We start from the raw sequence: 20446 nt of genomic DNA, 5'->3' as shown, positions 1-20446 counted from the left end.
CGTGATGATCGTCAGAGGTCGCGGTACTGGATCTGCGAAGCCAGTACGCGCAGGCCATCGGCATTGCTGGACAGGATGCGCTCTTCGCTGATGCCTTTCTGCCGTTTCAGCTGGAAGCCCTGGGCTGCAGGCAGCTGCGCGGCGATGCTGTCCATGCGCTGCAGGGCATCAGGCCCGCTGCAGTCGAAGTGGCCCCAGTAGGCGCCATCGCGGTGGATCTGCAATCGGTAGTTCATCGCGGTAGCTCCGGCAGGTCCTGCAGCCAATGGTCGAACATCGCGGTGGCGGCCGCGGCCAGTGGCGCGCCATAGCGACGCGCCTGCGTGCGCAGGTCGTTCGGATCGATGCCGGCCTGCGCCAGCTCCAGGGTGTGACCGATCAGCCAGCGCTCGAACTGGCGCGCGTCCAGCTCCGGATGGCATTGCAGTGCCAACGCATGGTTACCGATGGCAAAGGCCTGATGGCGGCAGGCCGGCGTGCTGGCCAGGCGGCGTGCACCCGCCGCGAGTTCGAACGCCTCGCCATGCCAATGCAGTACCGGAATGCCCTGCAGGGCCTGCAGTGGCGAGCGCTGGCCGTCATCGGTGAGCAGCAGCGGCGAAAAGCCGATCTCCTTGCCGCCACTGGCGGCGACGTCGGCACCGAGTGCACGCGCCATCAGCTGCGCGCCCAGGCAGATGCCCAGCGTGGGCCGCTGCTGCTGCAGCCGACATTGCAGCAGCGCGATGCTGTCATTGAGGAAGGGATAGAGATCAACGTCGTTGACGCTGACCGGACCGCCCAGCACCACCAGCAGGTCGGCGGCTTCGGCCGGATCGAGGGCGTCGACACCGGCTTGCAGCACCTGCAGCTGCCAGCCCTGTGCCATCAGCAGAGGCTGCAGGGTGCCGAGGTCTTCAAAGGCGACGTGTTGCAGGACGACCGCGTGCTTCATGCCAGGGCTCCATTGCTGGGCCAGTAGAAACTGTCCGGGGTGGCGCGTGCGCCGAAGATGGCCTGCCCGACGCGGACCACGGTGGCACCTTCCTCGATGGCCACTTCGAAGTCACCGGACATGCCCATCGACAGCTGCGACAGGTCGATGGCGGGAGGTGCAGTGCGCTGCAGCTGGTCGCGCAGTTCGCGCAGGCGCACGAAGCAGGCACGCACGCGCTCGACCTCGGGGGTGAAGATGGCCAGCGTCATCAGGCCGCGTACGTGCAGGCGGTCGAACGCTGGAAGCTGCTGCACAAAGGCCTCGACGGCAGCGGGTTCCAGACCGTACTTGCTGGGTTCGGCGGAGGTGTTGACCTGTACGAACACATCGAGCGTGCGGTCTTCCAGCTGCAGGCGCTGCTGCAGCGCTTCGGCCACGCGCAGGCTGTCAAGCGCCTGGAACTCGCTGGCGAAGCGCGCCACGTAGCGCGCCTTGTTGGTCTGCAGATGCCCGATCACCGACCAGTGCACGTCCAGATCGGCCATCGTCTCGGCCTTGCGCTGCGCCTCCTGCACCTTGTTCTCGCCCAGCTCGCGGCAACCGGCGGCCACCGCCATGCGGATGCGGGCGTCATCGACGGTCTTGCTGACCGGCAGCAGGCGCACGCTGGCCGGGTCCCGGCCGACGCGGGCGCAGGCAGCGGCGATGCGTTGGCGCACCGTGACCAGGTTGGCGGCGATCTGTTCAACGGACTGGGCGATGGGCCAGTCGGCGGCGGCAAGGGGCATGCGGGCACCTCCAATGCAGGATGGCCAGGGTGGGATACACTGGCACAGGACAAGAATTATTTTGGCATAGGACAAAATGAAAATCACCGGGCATAGCGCCGAGTCGATCTTCGACAGCATCCGTGATGGCATCGGCAAGGGCCGCCTGCCGGCGGGCAGCGTGCTGCCGCCGGTGCGCGAACTGGCCGATCAGCTGGGGGTCAATCGCAACACCGTGGCTGCTGCCTACAAGCGACTGGATGCGGCCGGCCTGGCCAGTACCGCGGGCCGACGCGGCACGGTGGTGCGTGGCCTGCCGCCGACGCTGGCGCGCGAGGGCAGTACGCCGGGGTTGGCGCTGCAGGACCTGGCCGGTGGCAACCCGGATCCTCGCCTGCTGCCCAGCCTGCGCCTGGCCCCGGCGGCGCCACGGCTGTATGGCGTGGGCACGGTCGACCCGAGGTTGCAGGCGTTGGCACGCGCCTCGCTGGATGCGGATTGCCCCGAGGGGTACGCGCTGGAGCTGACCCATGGCGCGGTCGATGGCATCGAGCGCCTGTTGGCGGCATGGCTGCTGCCGGGGGATCGCATCGCGGTGGAGGATCCATGCTTCCTCGGCAGCCTCAATGTGCTCAATGCCGTGGGCCATGCGCCGTTGCCGGTGACGGTGGATGCGCATGGCATGCAGGTTGAATCGCTGCGACAGGCGCTGGAGGCCGGGGCACGCGCGGTGCTGCTGACCCCGCGTGCGCACAACCCGACCGGGGCCAGCCTGGATGCGAAGCGGGCACGGGCGTTGCGCCAGCTGCTGGCGGCCTACCCGCAGGTGGCGGTGCTGATCGATGACCACTACGCACTGCTCTCGCAGCAGGCCTACCACTCGGTACTGCCGCTGGATGGCCGGCGCTGGGCGCTGCTGCGTTCGCTGTCCAAGCCGCTCGGCCCCGACCTGCGCCTGGCCTGGCTGGCCTGTGATGACGAGACCGCGATGCGGTTGCGGTTGCGGTTGGCGTCCGGCATCGGCTGGGTCAGTCATCTGCTGCAGGATGCCGCCACTTCGGTGCTGGCGTCGGCGCCGCAGCGGGCGAAGATCGCCTCGGCAGGCGAGCGGTACCAGCAGCGCCTGCAGTCGCTACAGGAACTGCTGCGCGCGCGTGGTGTGCCGACGCCGTTGCCGATGGAGGGATTGAACCTGTGGCTGCCGCTGCCGGCCGACAGCCATCCACAGGTACTGGCGCTGGCTGCGCGCGGATGGCATGTGCGTGCTGGCGAAGTGTTTGCGGTGGCTGCACCAGCGCATGGCCTGCGCATCACCTGCGCGGCGCTGGGGGCGGCGCAGCTGCGGCAGCTGGCCGATGACCTGGCGGCGGTGTGTGGGGTATAGCGTCGAGCCATGCTCGACGTTGTTTCGCCTTTGTAGCGCGGAGCCATGCTCGGCTGCTGTTGGTAGAAGCAGCCGAGCATGGCTCGGCGCTACAGAAGCAGATCCAGGGCGCGGCGTTGGCGCCGGGGCGCACGTAGTAGGACTGGCCACTGTCATCGACGAACATCAGCTCCGGCTTGCCCTGCCAGGAGGTGAGCATGGCGCCGGTATTGTTCTGGTGCTTGACCATCAGGCTGGCGCCACGGTCCGGATTGGCGACGACCTTGAAGACTTCGGTGGTGCCGGTGGCATCGTCCAGAGTGAGCAGGGCTTCGCCCCCGCGGTCGCTGGTGCCATAACCGCCGCGCTCGGAACCGTCGGGGCCAAGCAGGATCAGGCCGGACAGCGCGGTTGCACGCGGTCCTTGGGTGCGGCCCCTGCTGAGGGGGTCCGGCACCGGCGCGCCGAGGATCAGCCGTGGTTGGCCAGTGCCATCGTGGATGACCAGGCCGCGCGCTTCGATGATCCGCTCAGGCGATTGGCTGCGATGCAGGCTCCAGGCGGTCCAGCCGGAAACGAGCAGGGCAAGGGTCGAGACCACCAGGGTGGTCAGCAGCAGCACACGGGGCATCGGGTCGTCCTTCCTTGGATAGGCCGACGATAGCGGATGCCGGCGGGCAAAGGCCAGTTCGTTGTGTGACGATCTGTATCGTCAGTGGAAATCGCGGCTGTGGCTGCGCAGTCCCTGCAGCAGCTCATCCAGGCAGTGCATGCGCTGCACGATGACATGCTGCACGCCATCAACGCGCTCCAGGCGGCCATCGATCTGCATCAGCTGGGTGTCGACCAGCACCCGGTGCTGGCGGTCGGCCAGGTGGCGCCAGACCACGGCGTTGACCATGCCGGTCTCGTCTTCAAGGGTGAGGAAGGTAACGCCACTGGCGGTCTGTGGCCGCTGGCGCATGCGCACCAGTCCGGCGATGCGCACACGGCGGCCGTGGCCGTGCCCGGCCAGCTGTGCGGCATCCAGGCAGCCACGACTGCGCAGCTGCGCGCGCAGGAACGAGATCGGGTGGCGGCCGAGGGTGGTGCCCGTGCTGCGGTAGTCGGCCTGCATGTCCTCCCAGGCGCTGGGCAGTGGCAGGGGCACGCGGGCTTCGGCAGTGGCACGGGCCTGGTCGAACAGCGGCAGCCGGTTCTCTACGCCCGAGATATCCCAGCGTGCACGATGGCGATGGCCGCTGAGCCCGCGCAGTGCCCCGGCATCGGCCAGCAGGCCCTGCTGGCGGCGGTCCAGCGCGGTGCGCTGGCACAGGTCGCCGACGTCGTCGAACGGGCGCCGCGCGCGCTCGCGCATGATGGCCTGCACGGCATCTTCGTTGCAGCCGTCGATCAGGCGCAGGCCCAGACGGATCGCCGCCGGCCCCCTGCTGAAGTCCAGCGTGCAGTCCCAGTCGCTGTGGCGTACGTCCACGGGAAGAACGGTAATGCCATGCCGCCGTGCGTCCTGCAGCAGCTGGTCGGGGCTGTAGAAACCCAGCGGCTGGCTGTTGATCAGGCTGGCAGTGAATGCGGCCGGGTGGTGGCATTTCAGCCAGCAGCTGTTATAGGTCAGCAGGGCGAAGCTGGCGGCGTGGCTTTCCGGGAAGCCGTAATCGCCGAAGCCCTTGATCTGCTCGAACAGGTGCTCGCCGTATTCGCGACTGAAGCCGTTCTCCAGCATGCCGGCCAACAGCTTCTCGCGATGCGGTTCCAGCCCGCCACGACGTTTCCAGGCGGCCATCGAACGGCGCAGGGCATCGGCCTGGCCAGGCGTGTAGCCGGCTGCTTCGACCGCCAGCTGCATCACCTGTTCCTGGAACAATGGCACGCCCAGCGTACGCGCGAACACGCGTTCCAGCTGCGGTGGGTAGAGCGGGTTGTCCGGGTCGTTCAGTGCCTCCGGGCCCTGTTCGCGCAGGATCCGGCGCCGCTCCAGATAGGGGTGCACCATGTCGCCCTGGATCGGGCCGGGGCGCACGATCGCCACTTCGATCACCAGGTCATAGAACGTGCGCGGCTGCATGCGCGGCAGCATCGCCATCTGTGCGCGCGATTCGATCTGGAACACGCCGATGGTATCGGCGGCGCAGATCATGTCGAAGGTTTTCGCATCCTTGGGCGGGATGGCATCCATGCGCCCTTCGTGCAGGCCATGCTGTTTCAGCATCGCCAGGCACTTGCGGATGGCCGTGAGCATGCCCAATGCCAGGCAGTCGACCTTCATCAGGCCGGTGGCATCCAGGTCATCCTTGTCCCACTGGATGACGGTGCGGTCGGCCATCGCCGCGTTCTCCACCGGTACCAGGGTCGACAGTGGATGCTCGGAGATGACGAAACCGCCCGGGTGCTGCGACAGGTGGCGCGGAAAATCGATCAGCTCTGCGGTGAGTGCCAGCAGGCGCCGCATCAACGGCGTGTCCGGATCGAAGCCACGCTCGCGCAGGGTTTCCGGCAGCGGGATGTTGCCGCCCCAGTGGTCCATCGCCGCGCCCAGTTCGTTGACCTGGTCCATCGGCAGGCCCAGTGCGCGGGCCACGTCGCGGATCGCGCTGCGGCCACGGTAGCTGATCGCCACCGCGGTCAGTGCGGCGCGCTCGCGGCCGTAGCGCTTGAACACGTACTGCAGCACCTCCTCGCGACGCTCGTGCTCGAAGTCGATGTCGATATCCGGTGGTTCGTCGCGCTCGGCGGAGATGAAGCGCTCGAACAGCAGGTTGCTGCGTGCCGGGTCGATCTCGGTCACGCCCAGCACGAAGCACACCGCCGAGTTGGCCGCTGAGCCACGGCCCTGGCAGAGGATGTCCTGGCTGCGCGCAAAGCGCACGATGTCCTGCACGGTGAGGAAATACGAGGCGTAGTTCTTCTGCTTGATCAGCGCCAGTTCGTGCTCGATCTGCGTGCGTTGCTTCGCTTCGATGCCGCCTTTCCAGCGCCACCGGATGCCGCGCTCGACCAGCACGCGCAGCCAGCTGTCCGGATCGTGTCCTTCGGGCACCAGCTCGCGCGGATAGGTGTACTGCAGCTGTTCCAGGGTGAAGTGGCAGCGATCGGCGATGCGCAGGGTTTCAGCCAGCAGTTCGGGCGGATACAGCTGGGCCAGCGCGGTACGCGGGCGCAGGTGGCGCTCGCCATTGGGAAACAGGCGCCAGCCGGCCTCGGCCACGCTGCAGCGGTGGCGGATCGCGGTCAGTGTGTCCTGCAGGGCACGGCGACGGCGCACGTGCATGTGCACATCGCCACTGGCGACCAGGGGCAGGCGGTGGCGTTCGCCGAAGGCCTGCAGCTGCTGCAGGCGGCGTGCATCATCGTGTTCGCGGTGCAGTTCCACCGCCAGCCACAGCCGATCATCGAAGCCGGTGCGTAGCAATTCAAGATCGGTGGCGGATGGCTGCCGGTCCAGCCACAGGCACAACAAACCGTCGGGCAGGCCGAGCAGATCGTCGCGCAGGCAGCGGTATTCGCCCTTGGCAGCCCGCCGCCGACAGGTCGTGATCAACTGGCACAGCCCGGCATAGGCGGCCTGGTCGGTGCACAGCAGGGCCAGCTTCGGCCCGTCCTCGACCTGGAATTCGGCGCCGACGATCAGCGCCACGCCATGTGTCTTCGCTGCCTGCCAGGCGCGCACGATGCCGGCCAGCGAGCATTCGTCGGTGATCGCCAACGCGCGGTAGCCCTGGCCAGCGGCGCGCGCGAACAACTCTTCGGCGATCGAAGCACCGCGCTGGAAACTGAAGGCCGACAGGCAGTGCAGTTCGGCGTAGCCGGGCAGTTCGCTGTGCATGGCGGCTCAGCCGAACCAGCCGTGCAGCATCCACGGCGCATGCGGATCGTTGCGCGCGCGGAAGGCCCAGCCGCGCTGGCCATGCGCGGTTTCCACCACGTAGTAGTCGCGGCGCGCGTCAGCCTGGTCCCACCAGCCCGATTCGATCCGCTCCGGCCCGGCGATGATGCGCAGGCGCGGGTCACGCAGCGGCTGTGGAGCGTCCAGCAGCCAACCGGGGCGCAGTGGCCAGTATGCCGGTGGCCTGGCTGCTGGCTGGGTGCCGCTGGCGCGTTCGGGGCGATGGTCGGCCTGCACTGCCAGCGGCTGCACGGCGTCATCGCCGAGCCGCGCGCGCAGGCGCTCACGCAGCTGGTTCCACGGCATCGCCTGCGCCGGACGGGTATCGAACAGGTCACGCGCGGCGGGCACGAACGGCGGCAGCTGTTCGGCCTGCAGGCGCAGTGCGCGGCTGCCGGCCGGCAGGGCGAACGCTTCCATGCGGTTGCGCGCGATCTCGAACAGCAACGCGGGATCGCGTTCGGGCGCCAACAGGCCGATGGTCAGCACGCTGGCCGGCAACAGGTCATGCTCGAAATGCAGGTCGAAGCGCTGCACGCCGCCATCGCGCGAACACAGGAACGCGGCCAGGTCGAGCAGCAGGCGGCGCAGCGGGAACAGCAGGGCCTGGCTGGATTCGATCTCGTATTCGAATTCGATGCGCGCATCGAAACGGTCCGGTGGCTGGTAGTAGCGCAATGGCGCGGTGGGCAGCCCGCGCAATGCATCCAGCTGCTGCAGGACCTCGGGGGCGAAGCGCCGGGCCAGGCTGTCGCGCGGCAGCTTGAGCACCGCGCCCAACGTGCGCAGGCCGGAACGGCCAAGCACCGTCACCGCCTCGCTGGGCAGGCCGCAGCGCGCCAGGGGCAGCTGCGCCAGCGCCGCCGGCAGCTGCTGCGCATCAAGGCCGAGGCCATCGTGGACGTTGGCCAGCACGCGCGCGGCATGTGGGGTAGGCGCGGCCACCAGGCGGTGGCGGAAGCCGAGTTCGTGCAGTTCGTTGCGCAGGCGCTGCTGGATCGTCAGCCAGTCACCGAACAGGGCGCGGCTGGCACCGATTTCCAGCACCAGCGCATGCGGAAAATCGAGGCTGACCTGCGAGCTGTAGGCATAGGCCCAGCTGGCCAGCAGCTGCCGGGTGTGCTGTTCGGCATTGGGGTCGTAGTCGTGCAGGTGCATGTCCTGCACCAGTACCTGTGCAGCCGACAGCAGCATGCCCGGGCGCAGCCCTGCTGCACGTGCCGACGGGCTGACCGCGCGCAGCACGCGACGCTGCGCCGGCCCCTGCAGCAGTACCAATGGCCGCTGTGGGTCGGGCTGCAGGCGCAGCACGCTGTCCAGCGCCAACTGCGGCAACAACAGGCAGGCCCAGTGCATGGCGCGTCCTCAGTGGGCGATGGCCAGCGGCAACGGTTGTGCCGGCGGCAGGCCGCCACGGCACTTCAGCACCCGCACCTGGCCGTGGTCGAGCTGCAGGCGCAGGCTGGCCGGGGAAGGATTGCGCGCGGCCTGCGCCTCGCGGAACACGAAGCCCAGGCACTGGCCGCTGTCGGCGGCCACCTGCAGGCGGCGCAGGGCGCGGTCGTCGGCTTGATGCGGCCAGCACAGTACCGCCGCGCAGGCCGCAGAGCGCAGGCACTGTTCGGCGGCCCACAGTGCCTGCTTCGGCGTGGCCTGGATGACCTGCAGCTGGGCCAGTTCCAGCCCGGCCGCTGCCCAGGCCGGAGCGTGCGGGCGATAGGGCGGAGCGACCAGCACGATCGGGCGGTCGCGCTGGCTCAGCCTGGCCAGTGCCGGCCAGACCAGCGCCAGTTCGCCAACGCCGGGCGCCGCCTGCAGTATCTCGCAAAGCCCGCTGGCCGGCCAGCCGCCGCCGGGCAGGCGTGCATCCAGTGCCGGATGGCCGCTGGCCAGATGGTCGCTGGCGGGGCCCTGGCGGGCCGGGCCACGCCACAGCTGGCGCCCGTCCAGCAGCCGGTCGAGGGCGACGACGGCACCCATCAGTCAGCCCTCCAGGGGAGGCGCCGGGCGGGCTGGAAGCGGCAGGAACGGGCGGAAACGGCGGGCATGGCGCGAGTATCGACGGGCCGGTATCAGGGGCTGAGACCAGACATGCTACTCGCGTTGTAAGTAGAATTACTAATGAAATCGGAGGGTCCGGTTTCAGGTTGCTGAAGGGGAAAGCATCCACGCATGGCGTGGATCTACTGGAGAGAGCCCCGGCAAATCCATGCCGCAGCCTGGTAGATCCACGCCATGCGTGGATAGCGGTAAAGCGCGGTGGCCGACCAAGGTCGGCACCCACCCGGCATGGCCCGGCGCTACCCGGGGATGCCCCTGGTTACGGGCGCACCGGCAGCGCCACCGGGCGCAGCGGCGCGGCATCGCCACCGCGGATCTTCAGCGGGCCGCCGATGAAGGCGAATTCGTAGACCTTGTCGCGGGCCAGTTCGTCCAGCGCCACCAGCTCGATGATCGGCGCACCCTGCTGTGCCAGCAGGTAGGTGTGCAGCGGCACGTAGTCGTCGGACACCTCCGAAGGGAAGGTCTCGAAGCTGAGGTTGTCGGCACCGACGATCATCGCGCCGCCGTCCTCGACCAGGAAGCGTGCCGCGTCCAGGCCCATGCCCGGCGGGTTGGCCATGTAGGCCCTGGGCTGCTCGAACAGGCGCATGCGGCCGGTGCGGATCAGCACCACGTCGCCCTGCTGCAGTTTCACCTTCTGGCGTGCCAGCGCATCCTTCAGGTCCTGGCGGGTGACGCGGTAGCTGTCCGGCAGCATGTCCACGCCCTTGGCGGCGGCCACGTCGATCAGCACGCCACGCGCGATCAGCGGCGGGAACTTCTCGATGCCGGTGACATTCCAGCCACGGTCGCCGAGGTGCTTGTCGGCCTCGAAGCCGTTCCAGATCTTCCCGTGGATGCCGAAGTGGTTCAGCGCATCGATGTGGGTGCCGGTGTGGCTGTACATCGAGAACGCGGTGCCGGTGTAGCTGCGGGTGAGGTTCATGGTTTCGCCCACGCCCATCGGATCATCCATCACCGTGCCGCGCGGGGTGTGGGTCATCCAGAACTGGTAGTGCGGGTCGCCGGCATCCTGCCAGCTGGGCATGCCGACGTAGTATTCGGTGGCCAGGTCATAGGCCTTGCCGCCGCTGACCCGCGACAGGATCGCGGCGCGCGAGGCTTCGGTGATCAGGTTGAGGCGGCCGATCTCGTCCTTCGGCCCCCAGGGGCTGGTGCCGACCTGCTGGCCGGAGGGAACGCGTTCGTGTGCGGACACGGGGGTGGAAGCGGCGGTGGCGGCCAGCAGCAGGGCCAGCGCGGTGGACAGGGTACGTGGGGTCATGAGGAAATCTCCTTGCAGGGTGGGGGAGGGCGCGGCTCAGGCCGCGACCAGGGGCGCCAGGGCCTGGCGCAATTGCGGCAGCGGCAGGGTCTGCAGGCGCAGGCCGTTGCCGCCGATCACGGTGGGGATGGACCGGATGCCGAGCGCGGCAGCGTCGGCGCGATCGGCCTGCACGCGCTGGCGCACCGCGTCGCTGCGCATGTGGTCAGCGAAGGCGCCACGTGGATGGCCCAGCGATTCGGCAATATCCAGCAGCACTTCGGCATCGCCGATGTTGCGGTGCTGGTGCAGGTGTGCCCATTGCACCGCGTCGAACATCGCGCCATGGGCATCATTGCCACCGATCAGTCCTGCGGCCTGGCAGGCCAGTGCGCCGAGCCAGCCGGAGGGATACTCGAAGTCCTGTGCGCGCATGCCTTCGATATCGATGCGCGCGGTGTCTTCATGCGCGGCGCAGTCGGTCCAGTGGCGCAGGATGATCGCCTTGGCGCGCGCCATCGAGCCGAACACCTCGACCATCTGCGCGCGCGAATCCTGCAGCACGAAGCTGCGGTGGCGCACCTGGATGCCGAGTTCGGCCGATACCTGCTGCAGGCGCGGGGCCAGCACGAAGCACCAGCCGCAGACCACGTCGTGGAAGAAATCGACCACCGGCGCTGCGGTGGCGGGGGAAGGAACGGAAGACATCTGCCTGCCATCGGTGAGAGGGGAGGCGGCAGAGTAGGCAGCGCGGCGTGGCCGAAACAGCACGCTGCGGGCAGCTCAGTTTTCGCTGGCGGTTACGAATCCAGACCGGCGCAGCCGGGCAGCTCGGCGTGCAGGAAGTCGATGAAGGCACGCACCTTGGGCTGCAGATGGCGCGAGGTGGGGTAGACCGCATGCACGAAGCGCGGCGGATAGCGATGGTCGGGCAGCACCTGCTGCAGTTCGCCACGGGCCAGCGCTGGTGCCGCCAGGAACGAGGGCAGGGCGCCGATGCCCATGCCGGCCACCAGCAGGTCACGCAATAGCAGGCTGTTGTTGACGGTCACGCGTGCCGGCAGGGTGATCGTCACCTGCCCATCCGGGCCGAGCAGCGGCCAACTGCCGGGCGAGTCGGACAGGCTGTAGGCCAGCACGCTATGCGCCTGCAGATCGCCTACTGCCTGGGGTGCCGGATGCTGCTGCAGGTAGGACGGCGCCGCGCACAGCACCTGCTGCAGCGAGGCCAGCCGGCGTGCCACCAGTCGTGAGTCATCAAGCTCAGCGCGCAATCGTAGCGACACATCGAAACCCTCGCCGACCGCATCGAGCAGGCGGTCTTCCATCACCAGGTCCAGCGACAGCTGCGGATGCTGCTGCAGGAAGCGGGGCAGTAGCGGCGACAGCGTGCTCAGCGCGAACGACTGCGGCACATTGACGCGCAGGCGCCCGGTCACCTCGCCACGCTGCTCGGCGATGCCACGTTCCAGCGCTTCCAGCTCGTCGAGCAGGCGGCAGCATTCGCGGTAATAGGCGTGGCCGGTTTCGGTCAGGCTCATGCGCCGCGTGGTCCGCTGCAGCAGTACCACGCCCAGATGCGCTTCCAGCGTGCGCAGCTGTTTGCTGAGCCCGGCGGGCGACATGCCCAGGTCTTCGGCGGCACGAGCGAGCCCGCCGCGTTCGACGATGCGGCGGAAGGCACGCATCAGGTTGAAGGAATCCATGCCGGTCCCGGGCGCGATGAGGGCGCCATTGTAGATCCACGCCATGCGTGGATGTGGGAAACGCGGTGCGGCAGGGTTGCGCCGTTTGTTCAAGCCGGCAACCCGCACGTGGCGCCAGCATGCAGGCCCCTCATTTCCCGGGTTGCCCATGAAGCACTGGATCCTGCGCCTGTATGCCCCGTTGTTCCTGCTGGGGTTCGTTGCCACTGCCGTCGTCTGGGTCGGCCACTGCCATGGCGATCCGTTGTGGCTGCTGGCCCTGCTGGCGATCGCCATTGCGGTCTCGTTCGTCGCTGAGCGCGCCTGGCCGTATGACCCTGCGTTCAACCATGACCAGGGCGACCGTGTGCGTGATGCCCTGCACGCGCTGGTCAACGAGAGCCTGAACCTGCTGTCGATCGCCACGGTGCCGCTGCTGGCGGCGATCATTCCATGGCAGGTCTGGCCGCTGCAGTGGCCGTTCGCGCTGCAGGTACTGGTGGCGATCATCGCTGCCGATCTCGGCATCACCCTGGTGCACTACGCAAGCCATCGCATCGGCTGGTTGTGGCGCCTGCATGCGGTGCATCACAGCGTGACCCGCATGTACGGATTCAACGGGCTGATGAAACACCCACTGCACCAGGCGGCCGAAGCGGTGGGCGGCGTGCTGCCATTGTTGCTGCTGGGCCTGCCGATGCCGGTGGCGGCGGTGCTGGCGTTTGCCATCGCCATCCAGCTGCTGCTGCAGCACTCCAACGTGGACATGCGCCCGGGTGTGCTGGGCCGGGTGATGGCGTGGGCGCCGCTGCATCGCTTCCATCACATGCGTTACGGCACCGCCGGTGACGTCAACTTCGGCCTGTTCCTGACCGCATGGGATCATCTGCTGGGGACCGCCTTCGATGCGCCCGGTTATCGGCTGCAGCAATGTGATCTCGGCATCGGCAGCCAACCGGACTATCCGCGCGATTACGCGGGGCAGCTGCTGGCGCCGTTTCGTGAACTGCCGCATGGCGAGGTGCCGGAGCTGCCCGAAGGCCTGCGCAGGCGCGGGTGATCGGCCGTGTCAGGTCGCGTGCAACTGCAGGCCCTGCAGCTGTGCGGCACCGATGCCGAACATGCGGCGCAGGCTGCGCGAGAGATGGGCCAGGTCGGCGAAGCCGGCGGCATGCGCGCTGGCGGTCAGGCTGTGCCCCTGCAGGTGGTGCGCGAGCGCGGTACGCAAGCGCTGCCACAGCACCCAGCCGCGCAGGGTCACCGCCAGGTCGGACTGGAAACGCCGGTGCAGCTGGCTGGTTGACAGGTGCGCGGCTTCGGCGATGTCGGCAGCCGGCACCGGGCCGGGCAGGTACTGGGCGATACGGGCCAACGCCGCCTGCACGCGGCGGTCCAGCGGTTGCGGGCGGCTCAGCCGTGGCAACCAATCGCGCAGCTCCAGCGCGTTGCCCGGCAGCGCGTGCAGATGCTGCTGGATCTGGGTGGGATCGGCGTGGGCCGGCTCAAGGAACACCGTGCAGCCTGCTTCCGGTGCCGACAGGATCGCGTGCGGCTGGAACGAAGGCAGCCATAGCCGCTGGCCCTGCTGCTGTACGCCATCGATCTCGACGTGCCAGGGCGTACCGTCGCTCAGCAGCAATTGATGGGCGTAGTGCGCATGCAAAGCGCTGTCACCGGCATGGCCGTGCAGCACGGCGGCGTGCGCATCCAGCAGCAACGTGCCGTTCCAGGGCAGGGCGGGGGAAGACATGACGGGATTGTAGATCCACGCCATGCGTGGATGAATCTCCATCGAAATCGAGTAATTCGACAATGAAACGAAGAGCATCCACGCATGGCGTGGATCTACTGCAGGTCGCGAGAGACTGTCGAAGGCGGGGTGGGTCCGGTTGCGGGGGCGCATGGATGGCGCGACCGAGCTTACATGGACGTACTTGCAGCGCCCCCCGCAGCCGGACCCACCCCGCCATCCCACAGGAAGCCCGCTTTTGCTTCGGCTGTTGCTTCTGAGGTTGCCGGCCAGCGGCCGGCACTACCGCGGGGGCCGGGCGCAGCCCGGCCGTGCGCACCCTCACCGCCCCTGCGGATCCGGCCGGTGATGCACGTACTCGACCACCGTGCCATCGGGATGCACCGCATTGAACGCCGCCCCGGTCGGGACCACCTGCAACGGGAAGATGATCTCGGCGCCGGCGGCGACCAGTTTGTCGTGATAAGGCCGAACGTCATCGACCAGCAGTGTCCCCGTGGTCGAGGTGAACGGCGCCAGCGCCGCCTCGCTGCCCTCGATCAACAGGAACGCACCGACCATGGCCAGGCGCAGCCCGGCCTCCGGAAACGGAAAGCCCGCATCGGCCACCACGCCCTGCAGCTGCTCGTAGAACGCCACGCTGCGTTCCAGCTCACCGGGGGCCACGAACACACGGATCAGCACGCGCGGTGCGCGCTGGCTGGACGTATCGCAGCGGTCGCGCCAGAGATGGTCGAAGTCGCGGTGGACGGTCATGGGATCGGTTCGTGGCCAGGGACCTTCATTATCGGCAGCCTCGCACGGCGCGCTGATGACCGCCGGTGATGGCCTGATAACTGCAGGCAGCGATCGCCCCTGTGACTTAGGTCCTGTTGACAGGTGTGAACGCCCTCGCACAATCTTCACAGGATTGGGTCGCCCTGCGCGGCTCGGGCAGGCAGGTTGTCACGCCGGGAGGAGGGTCCCGCGCGCAGACCGGCCTGTCCTTTGGCCTGCGGGAGGTTGCCTGGCAATCCCTGCGCGGCATGAACGCTGCACCCTTCGGCGGCACTTTCCCTGGACCGATTGCCTTGGCAACGGAATTACGCCTGTCGATGAAAACGTTTACAAAGCCGCTTGTACTGTCCCTGGCCCTGTCCGCTGCACTGGCCGCTCCAGCGTGGGCCGACCCTGCCGCGTTCACCGTGCTGACCCTGGAACAGGCCCCGACCGCCGAGGCGATGCCGGCCTTGGCCGCCCAGCTGAAGACCCTGCAGGTGGACGCGGTGAGCGTGCGCCAGGTGCAGCGCGGTATTGGCCAGGTCGATCCGCTGCAGGTGCTGGCCGACGGACTGGGTTACGAGTACCGCTTCATTGCTGCGGGCAAGGACGATGGCCAGACCCAGCGCGGTCAGGCCGTGCTGACCCGGCTGCCGATCGCCGCTGAGTCCGGCCCGGACCAGCCGGGTCTGAACTACCTGCGCCTGGACGATGGCCGCCACACCGTGGCGGTCTATACCGATGCCGGCGCAGGTGCCGCGCAGCTGCCGGCGCTGGTCACCCGTTCGCGGCTGGGTGCACCGGCGGTGCTGCTCGGCGCAGTGGCCGGTGAATCGGCCAAGGCCGCCGGCTTCGATCCGGCGCGTGTGGCGCTGGAAGCGGATGCCAGCTATTTCAGCGACGGTTTCCAGGCCGCCAGCAGCGCGCCGTTCAAGGTGGAAGGCAGCACCCTGCGCGCCACCCTGCTGACACTGGCCTATGCCGCCGACAAGCACGGCGAAAAGCCATGGATGGACACCGCCCTCAACGCCGATGCACGCGCCGCGCTGCTGCTGAAGGCGATGACCGAGGATGAGAAGTTCCAGATGCTGCACAGCTACTTCGGGCTGGGCAAGGATGGTGGCCCACTGCCGGAAGGCGCGGTCGGTTCGGCCGGTTTCGTGCCGGGCGTGGCGCGGCTGGGCATTCCGTCGCAGCAGTCGGCCGATGCCGGCGTCGGCGTGACCAATCCGGGCGGCATCCGTCCGGGCGATTTCGCCACGGCAATGCCCTCAGGCCCATCCACCGCCTCCAGCTGGAACCGCGAAGTCGCCTTCGCAGGTGGCGCGACCATGGGCCGCGAGGCGTGGCAGCAGCGCTTCAACATCCTGCTGTCGGGCAGCGTCAACCTGCAGCGCGATCCACGCAACGGCCGCAACTTCGAATATGCCGGTGAGGACCCGCTGCTGGCCGGTTCGATGGTCGGCGCGCTGATCCAGGGCGTGCAGAGCCAGCACGTGATCTCCTCGATGAAGCACTTCGCGCTGAACGACATGGAGACCCGGCGCAACTTCCACGACGTGCGCATCGGCGAACAGGCCATGCACGAGTCGGACCTGCTGGCCTTCGAGATCGCGCTGGAGGCTGGCCGCCCGGGCGTGGCGATGTGCTCGTACAACAAGATCAACGGCACCTACGGCTGTGAGAACGGCTACCTGATGAACCAGGTGCTGAAGCAGGAATGGAAGTTCCCCGGTTTCGTGATGTCCGACTGGGGCGGCGTGCACAGCGGTTCGAAGGCGGCGCTGGCCGGCCTGGACCAGCAGTCGGCCGGTGAAGTGTTCGACGCGGCGGTGTTCTTCGACGAACCGCTGCGTCTGGCCGTGCATGGCGGCGTGGTGCCGCAGGCGCGCCTGAATGACATGGTCACGCGCATCCTGCGCACGATGTTCCTGCACGGCAACTTCGACAACCCGCCGCAGCACCAGAAGGTGGATGCCGAGGCCGGCTTCGCCGTGGCCCAGCGCACGGTGGAAGAGGGCAGCGTGCTGCTGCGCAATGAGGGCAACCTGCTGCCGCTGGCCGACAGCGTGAAGCGCATCGTCATCATCGGCGGCCATGCCGACAAGGGCGTGATCGGCGGCGGTGGTTCGTCGATGGTGGGCGTCACCGCCAAGGGCACCAATGCGGTGCCGGGCGTGCTGCCGACCACCTGGCCGGGCCCGGTGATCTTCCACCCGTCCTCGCCGCTGGAATCGCTGCGTGCGGCGCGTCCGGACGCAACCATCGAGTATGTGGACGGCACCAATGCCGCCGCTGCGGCCAGGGCCGCCGCGCAGGCCGATGTGGCCATTGTGTTTGCCACGCAGTGGGCCGCCGAATCTGTGGACCTGCCGGACATGCAGCTGCCGGACAACCAGGACGCCCTGATCTCGGCGGTGGCCGCGGCAAACCCGAAGACCGTGCTGGTGCTGGAAACCAACGGCCCGGTGCGCACCCCTTGGCTGGCGCAGGTGCCAGCGATGCTGCAGGCCTGGTACCCGGGCATCCGCGGCGGCGAAGGCATCGCCGCGCTGCTGACCGGCCAGGTCAATCCGTCCGGCCGCCTGCCGGTGACCTGGGTGACGGACGAATCGCAGCTGCCGCGCCCGCATATCGATGGCCTCGGCTTCAAGCCGGCCAAGCCGTTCGGTGATGTGTTCGATTTCGATATCGAAGGCGCCAACGTCGGCTACAAGTGGATGGCGGCCAAGGGCCTGACCCCGACCTTCGCCTTTGGCCATGGCCTGTCCTACACCTCGTTCGCCTATGAGAACCTGAAGGTGAGCGTGGAAGGCTCGCGCCTGGTCGCCAGCGTCGATATCCGCAATACCGGCAAGCGCGCCGGCGCCGACGTGGCCCAGCTGTACCTGAAGCTGCCGGCCGGCAGCACCACGCCGATCCGCCTGATCGGCTACGACAAGGTGACCCTGCAGCCGGGCGAACAGCGCCGCATCCGCATCGAAGCCGAGCCGAAGACGCTGGCGCACTACGATGCGCAGGCGCGCCAGTGGAAGATCGACGGCGGCACCTACCAGGTGCAGCTGTCGCGCAATGCCGCCGAGCCGCTGCAGACGGTAGATGTGCAGCTGGTGGAGCAGGTGCTGCGCTGATGCCTGACGACACGGCCCGCACAGGGCCGTGTCCGTTCGTGGTGTTCCTGTAGAGCCGAGCCCACGCTCGGCTGATGAACGGTCAATCGAACCGATGGGCAGCCGAGCATGGACTCGGCTCTACAAAGGTGCGGTGCCGAACCACCTGCGCAGGAAATCGATCAGCTGCCGCACCTTCGGTGAAGGCTGCGAACTGTGCGGATAGACCGCGTAGACACTCTGCTGCGGGAAGCGGTGCTGGCGCAGCACCGGGCGCAGCCGGTCCTGGGCCAGGTCGTCCTCGATCAGCCAGCGTGGCAGCACGGTGACCCCGGCGCCGGCCAAGGCGAACGCGCGCAGGCTGCTGGCACCATCCACGCGTACCACGGCGTTGCCCGGGTTGGTGGCAAACAAGGCATCGCTGCCGTCAGGTGCAACCACCGGCACATCGGCCAGGCGCGGATAGCCCAGGCGGGGCAGGGTGCCCAGCAGTACTGGATCGTCGGCAGCCTCGGCAGAGGGCAGGCGCGCCAGCAGTGGCGGCGCCGCCACCGCGTACAGCGGGTGGCGCTCCAGTTCATTGGCGTGCAGGCCCGAGTCCGGCAGGCGGCCGAGGCGAATCGCCAGGTCGAAGCGTTCGGGAATGAGGTCCGCTGGCGCTGGAGAAGTTGAAAGGTGCAGCTGCAGGGCCGGGTGCTGCGCGCGGAACGCCTCCAACGCGGGAATCAGGCGTAGCTGGGCGTACTCCGGTGTGGTGGTCAGGCGCAGCACGCCCTGCAGCTGGTGCTGGTCGCGGCGCGCGGCATCGATCGCCGCCTGCGCAGCATCCAGTGCCTGCACGCAATGTTGCAGGAACTGCTCGCCGGCCTCGGTCAGGGACAGGTGGCGGGTACTGCGCAACAGCAGGGTCACGCCCAGCTCCTGCTCCAGCCGCTTCAGGTTGAAGCTGACCACCGCGCGGCTGAGGCCGAGCCGATCGGCCGCAGCGGTCAGGCTGCCGGCTTCGACCACGGCACGGAAGATATCGAAGCGATCGAGGCTGACCATGGCGATTCATTGTCAAAACAGATTTGACAGTGTTGCAGCTGCCGTCGTGTTTTTCCAATGGGGTCCGGGCGGCATGCTGGCTGCTTCCTCGCTGGAGCGCCGCCGATGCCGTCCCCCCGCCTGCGCCATGAGGCGATCTTCCTGCTGGTATTCGCCCTGGATCTGGTCAACATGTTCATCGCCACGGTGGCCTATCCAGCATTGGCAGCGGAGCTGCACGCCGACGTGAGCACCCTGGCCTGGGTCGGCACGGCGTACATGCTGGGCCTGAGCATGGTGATTCCGCTGGCGCCGTGGCTGGCCGCACGCTGTGGCGAGCGTCGCTTGCTGCTGGCGGCGTTGCTGTTGTTCGCGGTCGCCGCTGTGCTGGCTGGCGCAGCGCCAGGAATCGGCTGGCTGCTCGGCTGGCGCCTGCTGCAGGGCCTGGCCGGTGGCCTGCTGATTCCCGTGGCGCAAGCCGCAGCGTACCGGCAATGCACGCCCGACCAACGTGGCGCGCTGACCCGCCGCATCCTGCTGGTGGCGCTGCTGGTGCCAGCACTGGCGCCGGCGCTGGGCGGGCTGCTGGTGCAGTGGCTGTCCTGGCGCGGTGTGCTCTGGGCCAGCCTGCCGTTGGCGGTAGCGGTCATCGGTCTGGTGCTGGCCTGGATGCCGGCCGATGGCGCGCGCAGTGCGCCGCGCCTGCAGGCCTATGCCCTGTCCACCGCGATGCTGGCGCTGGGTGCGCTGCTGCTGGCGCTGACCTGGCTGGGCGAATCGGGACATCGCGGTGCAGGTGCCGTGTTGCTGCTGGCCGCGCTGTTGCTGGCGGCGACGCACCTGCGACATGCACGTCGGCAGGCGCAGCCACTGCTGCGCTGGTCGCTGCTGTCCCATCGCGGGCTGCGGCTGGCGATGCTGGTGTATCTCGCCGTACCCGGTGTGTTCATCGGCAGCCAACTGGTCAGTACCCTGCAATTGCACCACGCCGGTTACAGCGCGGCACGCATCGGCGCGCTGATGCTGCCCTGGGCGCTGGCTGCGGCCATCGCGATCATGGCCAGCAAGCGCCTGCTGGCTCGCTTCGGTCCGGCCGCGGTACTGCGCGCCGGCATGCTCCTGCAGGCCAGCGGCCTGTTGTTGATGGCGCTGCTGCCGCAGCCGGCCTTCGTGCTGGCCGGATTGTTGTTCGCGTTGATGGGCGCCGGCGGCAGCCTGTGCAGCAGCACCGCGCAGACGCTGGCCTTCCATGGCGTGGAAGGTGAGGCGTTGGGCGATGCCAGTGCACTCTGGAACCTCAACCGCCAGCTCAGCTTCTGCCTCGGCACCGCCGCCATCGCACTGCTGCTGGCATTGGCCATGCAATGGCTGCCGGAACGCGCCACCAGCGTGGCGCTGGGTTTGGCCGCTGCAATGACGCTGCTGCCGATGACGCTGCTGCGCCGTCCGCAATCGATCTCTCTTTCCCAACCCGAGACAATGCAATGATGATGACCGCAGAGAACGAGTTCCATGATCTGATCGCCAAGCTGCAGGCCTGGTTCCGTGCGGAAGCAGCCGCCAGTACGCTGGATGCGCTGATGGATCATTTCTGCACCGACTTCAGCATGGTCGGTATTGCTGGGCAGCGCCTGGACCGCGAAGCACTGGCCGGCATGTTCGCTGGCGGCCACGGTGCCCGCCCGGGCCTGCGTATCGAAATCGATGCCCTGCAGTTCATTGCGGTGCCGGCACCGTTGGCAATGCTGCGCTACCGTGAAGGGCAGGGCGTTGCTGAAGGTGGGATGGCCTGGCGTGAAGCACTGGCCGTGCTGCGGCAGGAAGACGGCCGTTGGCGTTGGCTGGCGTTGCATGAAGTAACGGCAGCCTGATCGGGTAGT

Annotated in this window: 17 protein-coding genes and 1 pseudogene; 5 read left to right on the top strand and 13 right to left on the bottom strand. The window is 68.2% G+C overall.

All coding sequences use genetic code 11. From position 1 onward, the window contains the following. Nucleotides 1-11 precede the first annotated feature (11 nt). The 3 genes from ROV93_RS00090 to ROV93_RS00080 are packed head-to-tail and all read right to left on the bottom strand — an operon-like array spanning nucleotide 12 to nucleotide 1704. Entirely contained in the window at nucleotides 12-236 is a 225-nt protein-coding gene (locus ROV93_RS00090) for a hypothetical protein (protein WP_072167453.1), read from the bottom strand. Further along, nucleotides 233-934 (bottom strand): glutamine amidotransferase, encoded by a 702-nt coding sequence (locus tag ROV93_RS00085; RefSeq protein WP_312538336.1) that lies wholly within the window; start codon nucleotides 932-934, stop codon nucleotides 233-235. The genes ROV93_RS00090 and ROV93_RS00085 overlap by 4 nt, the downstream gene beginning before the upstream one ends. After that, nucleotides 931-1704 (bottom strand): YggS family pyridoxal phosphate-dependent enzyme, encoded by a 774-nt coding sequence (locus tag ROV93_RS00080; protein WP_072167455.1) that lies wholly within the window; start codon nucleotides 1702-1704, stop codon nucleotides 931-933. The genes ROV93_RS00085 and ROV93_RS00080 overlap by 4 nt, the downstream gene beginning before the upstream one ends. A 76-nt stretch (nucleotides 1705-1780) precedes the next feature. On the opposite strand from ROV93_RS00080, the gene ptsJ reads away from it, so the two are divergent. Beyond that, on the top strand, nucleotides 1781-3067 hold the full coding sequence (gene ptsJ / locus ROV93_RS00075) for a transcriptional regulator PtsJ (protein ID WP_072167456.1): 1287 nt from the start codon (nucleotides 1781-1783) through the stop codon (nucleotides 3065-3067). 106 nt (nucleotides 3068-3173) lie between these two features. Here the strand turns inward: ptsJ and ROV93_RS00070 are convergent. From ROV93_RS00070 to ROV93_RS00040, 7 genes and pseudogenes are all read right to left on the bottom strand, one after another. Beyond that, a pseudogene (locus ROV93_RS00070) lies at nucleotides 3174-3677 on the bottom strand (hypothetical protein); the annotation flags it as partial. An 81-nt stretch (nucleotides 3678-3758) separates the two neighbouring features. Further along, the gene (locus ROV93_RS00065) at nucleotides 3759-6869 is read right to left on the bottom strand and encodes an error-prone DNA polymerase (protein WP_072167457.1); all 3111 of its coding nucleotides are present in this window, start codon (nucleotides 6867-6869) and stop codon (nucleotides 3759-3761) included. A 6-nt stretch (nucleotides 6870-6875) separates the two neighbouring features. Beyond that, nucleotides 6876-8285, bottom strand: a complete 1410-nt coding sequence (locus ROV93_RS00060; protein WP_065178507.1) for a DNA polymerase Y family protein — start codon at nucleotides 8283-8285, stop codon at nucleotides 6876-6878. A gap of 9 nt (nucleotides 8286-8294) precedes the next feature. Continuing rightward, on the bottom strand, nucleotides 8295-8909 hold the full coding sequence (gene imuA / locus ROV93_RS00055; protein WP_072167458.1) for a translesion DNA synthesis-associated protein ImuA: 615 nt from the start codon (nucleotides 8907-8909) through the stop codon (nucleotides 8295-8297). Between the two features lie 340 nt (nucleotides 8910-9249). Continuing rightward, nucleotides 9250-10257, bottom strand: coding sequence for a cyclase family protein (locus ROV93_RS00050; protein WP_072167459.1), 1008 nt, complete (start codon nucleotides 10255-10257; stop codon nucleotides 9250-9252). 36 nt (nucleotides 10258-10293) lie between these two features. After that, nucleotides 10294-10944, bottom strand: a complete 651-nt coding sequence (locus tag ROV93_RS00045; protein WP_061479094.1) for a DsbA family protein — start codon at nucleotides 10942-10944, stop codon at nucleotides 10294-10296. A gap of 92 nt (nucleotides 10945-11036) precedes the next feature. Next, nucleotides 11037-11987 (bottom strand): LysR family transcriptional regulator, encoded by a 951-nt coding sequence (locus ROV93_RS00040; protein WP_172412164.1) that lies wholly within the window; start codon nucleotides 11985-11987, stop codon nucleotides 11037-11039. Nucleotides 11988-12090: 103 nt separating this feature from the next. On the opposite strand from ROV93_RS00040, the gene ROV93_RS00035 reads away from it, so the two are divergent. Further along, nucleotides 12091-12981: a sterol desaturase family protein gene (locus ROV93_RS00035; protein ID WP_088497897.1), complete on the top strand. Its 891-nt coding sequence runs from the start codon at nucleotides 12091-12093 to the stop codon at nucleotides 12979-12981. A 9-nt stretch (nucleotides 12982-12990) separates the two neighbouring features. On the opposite strand, the gene ROV93_RS00030 is transcribed toward ROV93_RS00035, so the two are convergent. Next, nucleotides 12991-13695 (bottom strand): helix-turn-helix transcriptional regulator, encoded by a 705-nt coding sequence (locus tag ROV93_RS00030; protein WP_072167461.1) that lies wholly within the window; start codon nucleotides 13693-13695, stop codon nucleotides 12991-12993. A 297-nt stretch (nucleotides 13696-13992) separates the two neighbouring features. Continuing rightward, nucleotides 13993-14427, bottom strand: coding sequence for a glyoxalase/bleomycin resistance/dioxygenase family protein (locus ROV93_RS00025; protein ID WP_049429041.1), 435 nt, complete (start codon nucleotides 14425-14427; stop codon nucleotides 13993-13995). A 338-nt stretch (nucleotides 14428-14765) separates the two neighbouring features. On the opposite strand from ROV93_RS00025, the gene ROV93_RS00020 reads away from it, so the two are divergent. Continuing rightward, complete coding sequence (locus tag ROV93_RS00020; RefSeq protein ID WP_072167463.1) at nucleotides 14766-17561, top strand: glycoside hydrolase family 3 C-terminal domain-containing protein; 2796 nt, start codon at nucleotides 14766-14768, stop codon at nucleotides 17559-17561. A gap of 120 nt (nucleotides 17562-17681) precedes the next feature. On the opposite strand, the gene ROV93_RS00015 is transcribed toward ROV93_RS00020, so the two are convergent. After that, entirely contained in the window at nucleotides 17682-18587 is a 906-nt protein-coding gene (locus ROV93_RS00015) for a LysR family transcriptional regulator (RefSeq protein ID WP_072167464.1), read from the bottom strand. 105 nt (nucleotides 18588-18692) lie between these two features. On the opposite strand from ROV93_RS00015, the gene ROV93_RS00010 reads away from it, so the two are divergent. Continuing rightward, nucleotides 18693-20054 carry an MFS transporter gene (locus tag ROV93_RS00010; protein WP_072167465.1) on the top strand — a complete coding sequence of 454 codons (1362 nt, stop codon included), beginning with the start codon at nucleotides 18693-18695 and terminating at the stop codon, nucleotides 20052-20054. Further along, the gene (locus ROV93_RS00005; protein WP_072167466.1) at nucleotides 20051-20437 is read left to right on the top strand and encodes a DUF4440 domain-containing protein; all 387 of its coding nucleotides are present in this window, start codon (nucleotides 20051-20053) and stop codon (nucleotides 20435-20437) included. Before ROV93_RS00010 ends, ROV93_RS00005 begins: the two co-directional genes overlap by 4 nt. Nucleotides 20438-20446: the final 9 nt, after the last annotated feature.

The sequence above is a fragment of the Stenotrophomonas maltophilia group sp. msm4 genome, from assembly GCF_032025605.1.
Taxonomy (GTDB): Bacteria; Pseudomonadota; Gammaproteobacteria; order Xanthomonadales; family Xanthomonadaceae; genus Stenotrophomonas; species Stenotrophomonas sepilia.
The sequence above is the reverse complement of the archived record's forward strand: the minus strand, read 5'-3'. Positions and strand labels throughout refer to the sequence as shown.

Coding starts and splice junctions, on each gene's coding strand:
- imuA (WP_072167458.1), bottom strand. CDS start 8,909: ATGGGTGCCGTCGTCGCCCTCGACCGGCTGCTGGACGGGCGCCAGCTG.
- ROV93_RS00020 (WP_072167463.1), top strand. CDS start 14,766: ATGAAAACGTTTACAAAGCCGCTTGTACTGTCCCTGGCCCTGTCCGCT.
- ROV93_RS00060 (WP_065178507.1), bottom strand. CDS start 8,285: ATGCACTGGGCCTGCCTGTTGTTGCCGCAGTTGGCGCTGGACAGCGTG.
- ROV93_RS00030 (WP_072167461.1), bottom strand. CDS start 13,695: ATGGCGTGGATCTACAATCCCGTCATGTCTTCCCCCGCCCTGCCCTGG.
- ROV93_RS00005 (WP_072167466.1), top strand. CDS start 20,051: ATGATGATGACCGCAGAGAACGAGTTCCATGATCTGATCGCCAAGCTG.
- ptsJ (WP_072167456.1), top strand. CDS start 1,781: ATGAAAATCACCGGGCATAGCGCCGAGTCGATCTTCGACAGCATCCGT.
- ROV93_RS00035 (WP_088497897.1), top strand. CDS start 12,091: ATGAAGCACTGGATCCTGCGCCTGTATGCCCCGTTGTTCCTGCTGGGG.
- ROV93_RS00080 (WP_072167455.1), bottom strand. CDS start 1,704: ATGCCCCTTGCCGCCGCCGACTGGCCCATCGCCCAGTCCGTTGAACAG.
- ROV93_RS00045 (WP_061479094.1), bottom strand. CDS start 10,944: ATGTCTTCCGTTCCTTCCCCCGCCACCGCAGCGCCGGTGGTCGATTTC.
- ROV93_RS00015 (WP_072167464.1), bottom strand. CDS start 18,587: ATGGTCAGCCTCGATCGCTTCGATATCTTCCGTGCCGTGGTCGAAGCC.
- ROV93_RS00090 (WP_072167453.1), bottom strand. CDS start 236: ATGAACTACCGATTGCAGATCCACCGCGATGGCGCCTACTGGGGCCAC.
- ROV93_RS00085 (WP_312538336.1), bottom strand. CDS start 934: ATGAAGCACGCGGTCGTCCTGCAACACGTCGCCTTTGAAGACCTCGGC.
- ROV93_RS00025 (WP_049429041.1), bottom strand. CDS start 14,427: ATGACCGTCCACCGCGACTTCGACCATCTCTGGCGCGACCGCTGCGAT.
- ROV93_RS00065 (WP_072167457.1), bottom strand. CDS start 6,869: ATGCACAGCGAACTGCCCGGCTACGCCGAACTGCACTGCCTGTCGGCC.
- ROV93_RS00040 (WP_172412164.1), bottom strand. CDS start 11,987: ATGGCGTGGATCTACAATGGCGCCCTCATCGCGCCCGGGACCGGCATG.
- ROV93_RS00050 (WP_072167459.1), bottom strand. CDS start 10,257: ATGACCCCACGTACCCTGTCCACCGCGCTGGCCCTGCTGCTGGCCGCC.
- ROV93_RS00010 (WP_072167465.1), top strand. CDS start 18,693: ATGCCGTCCCCCCGCCTGCGCCATGAGGCGATCTTCCTGCTGGTATTC.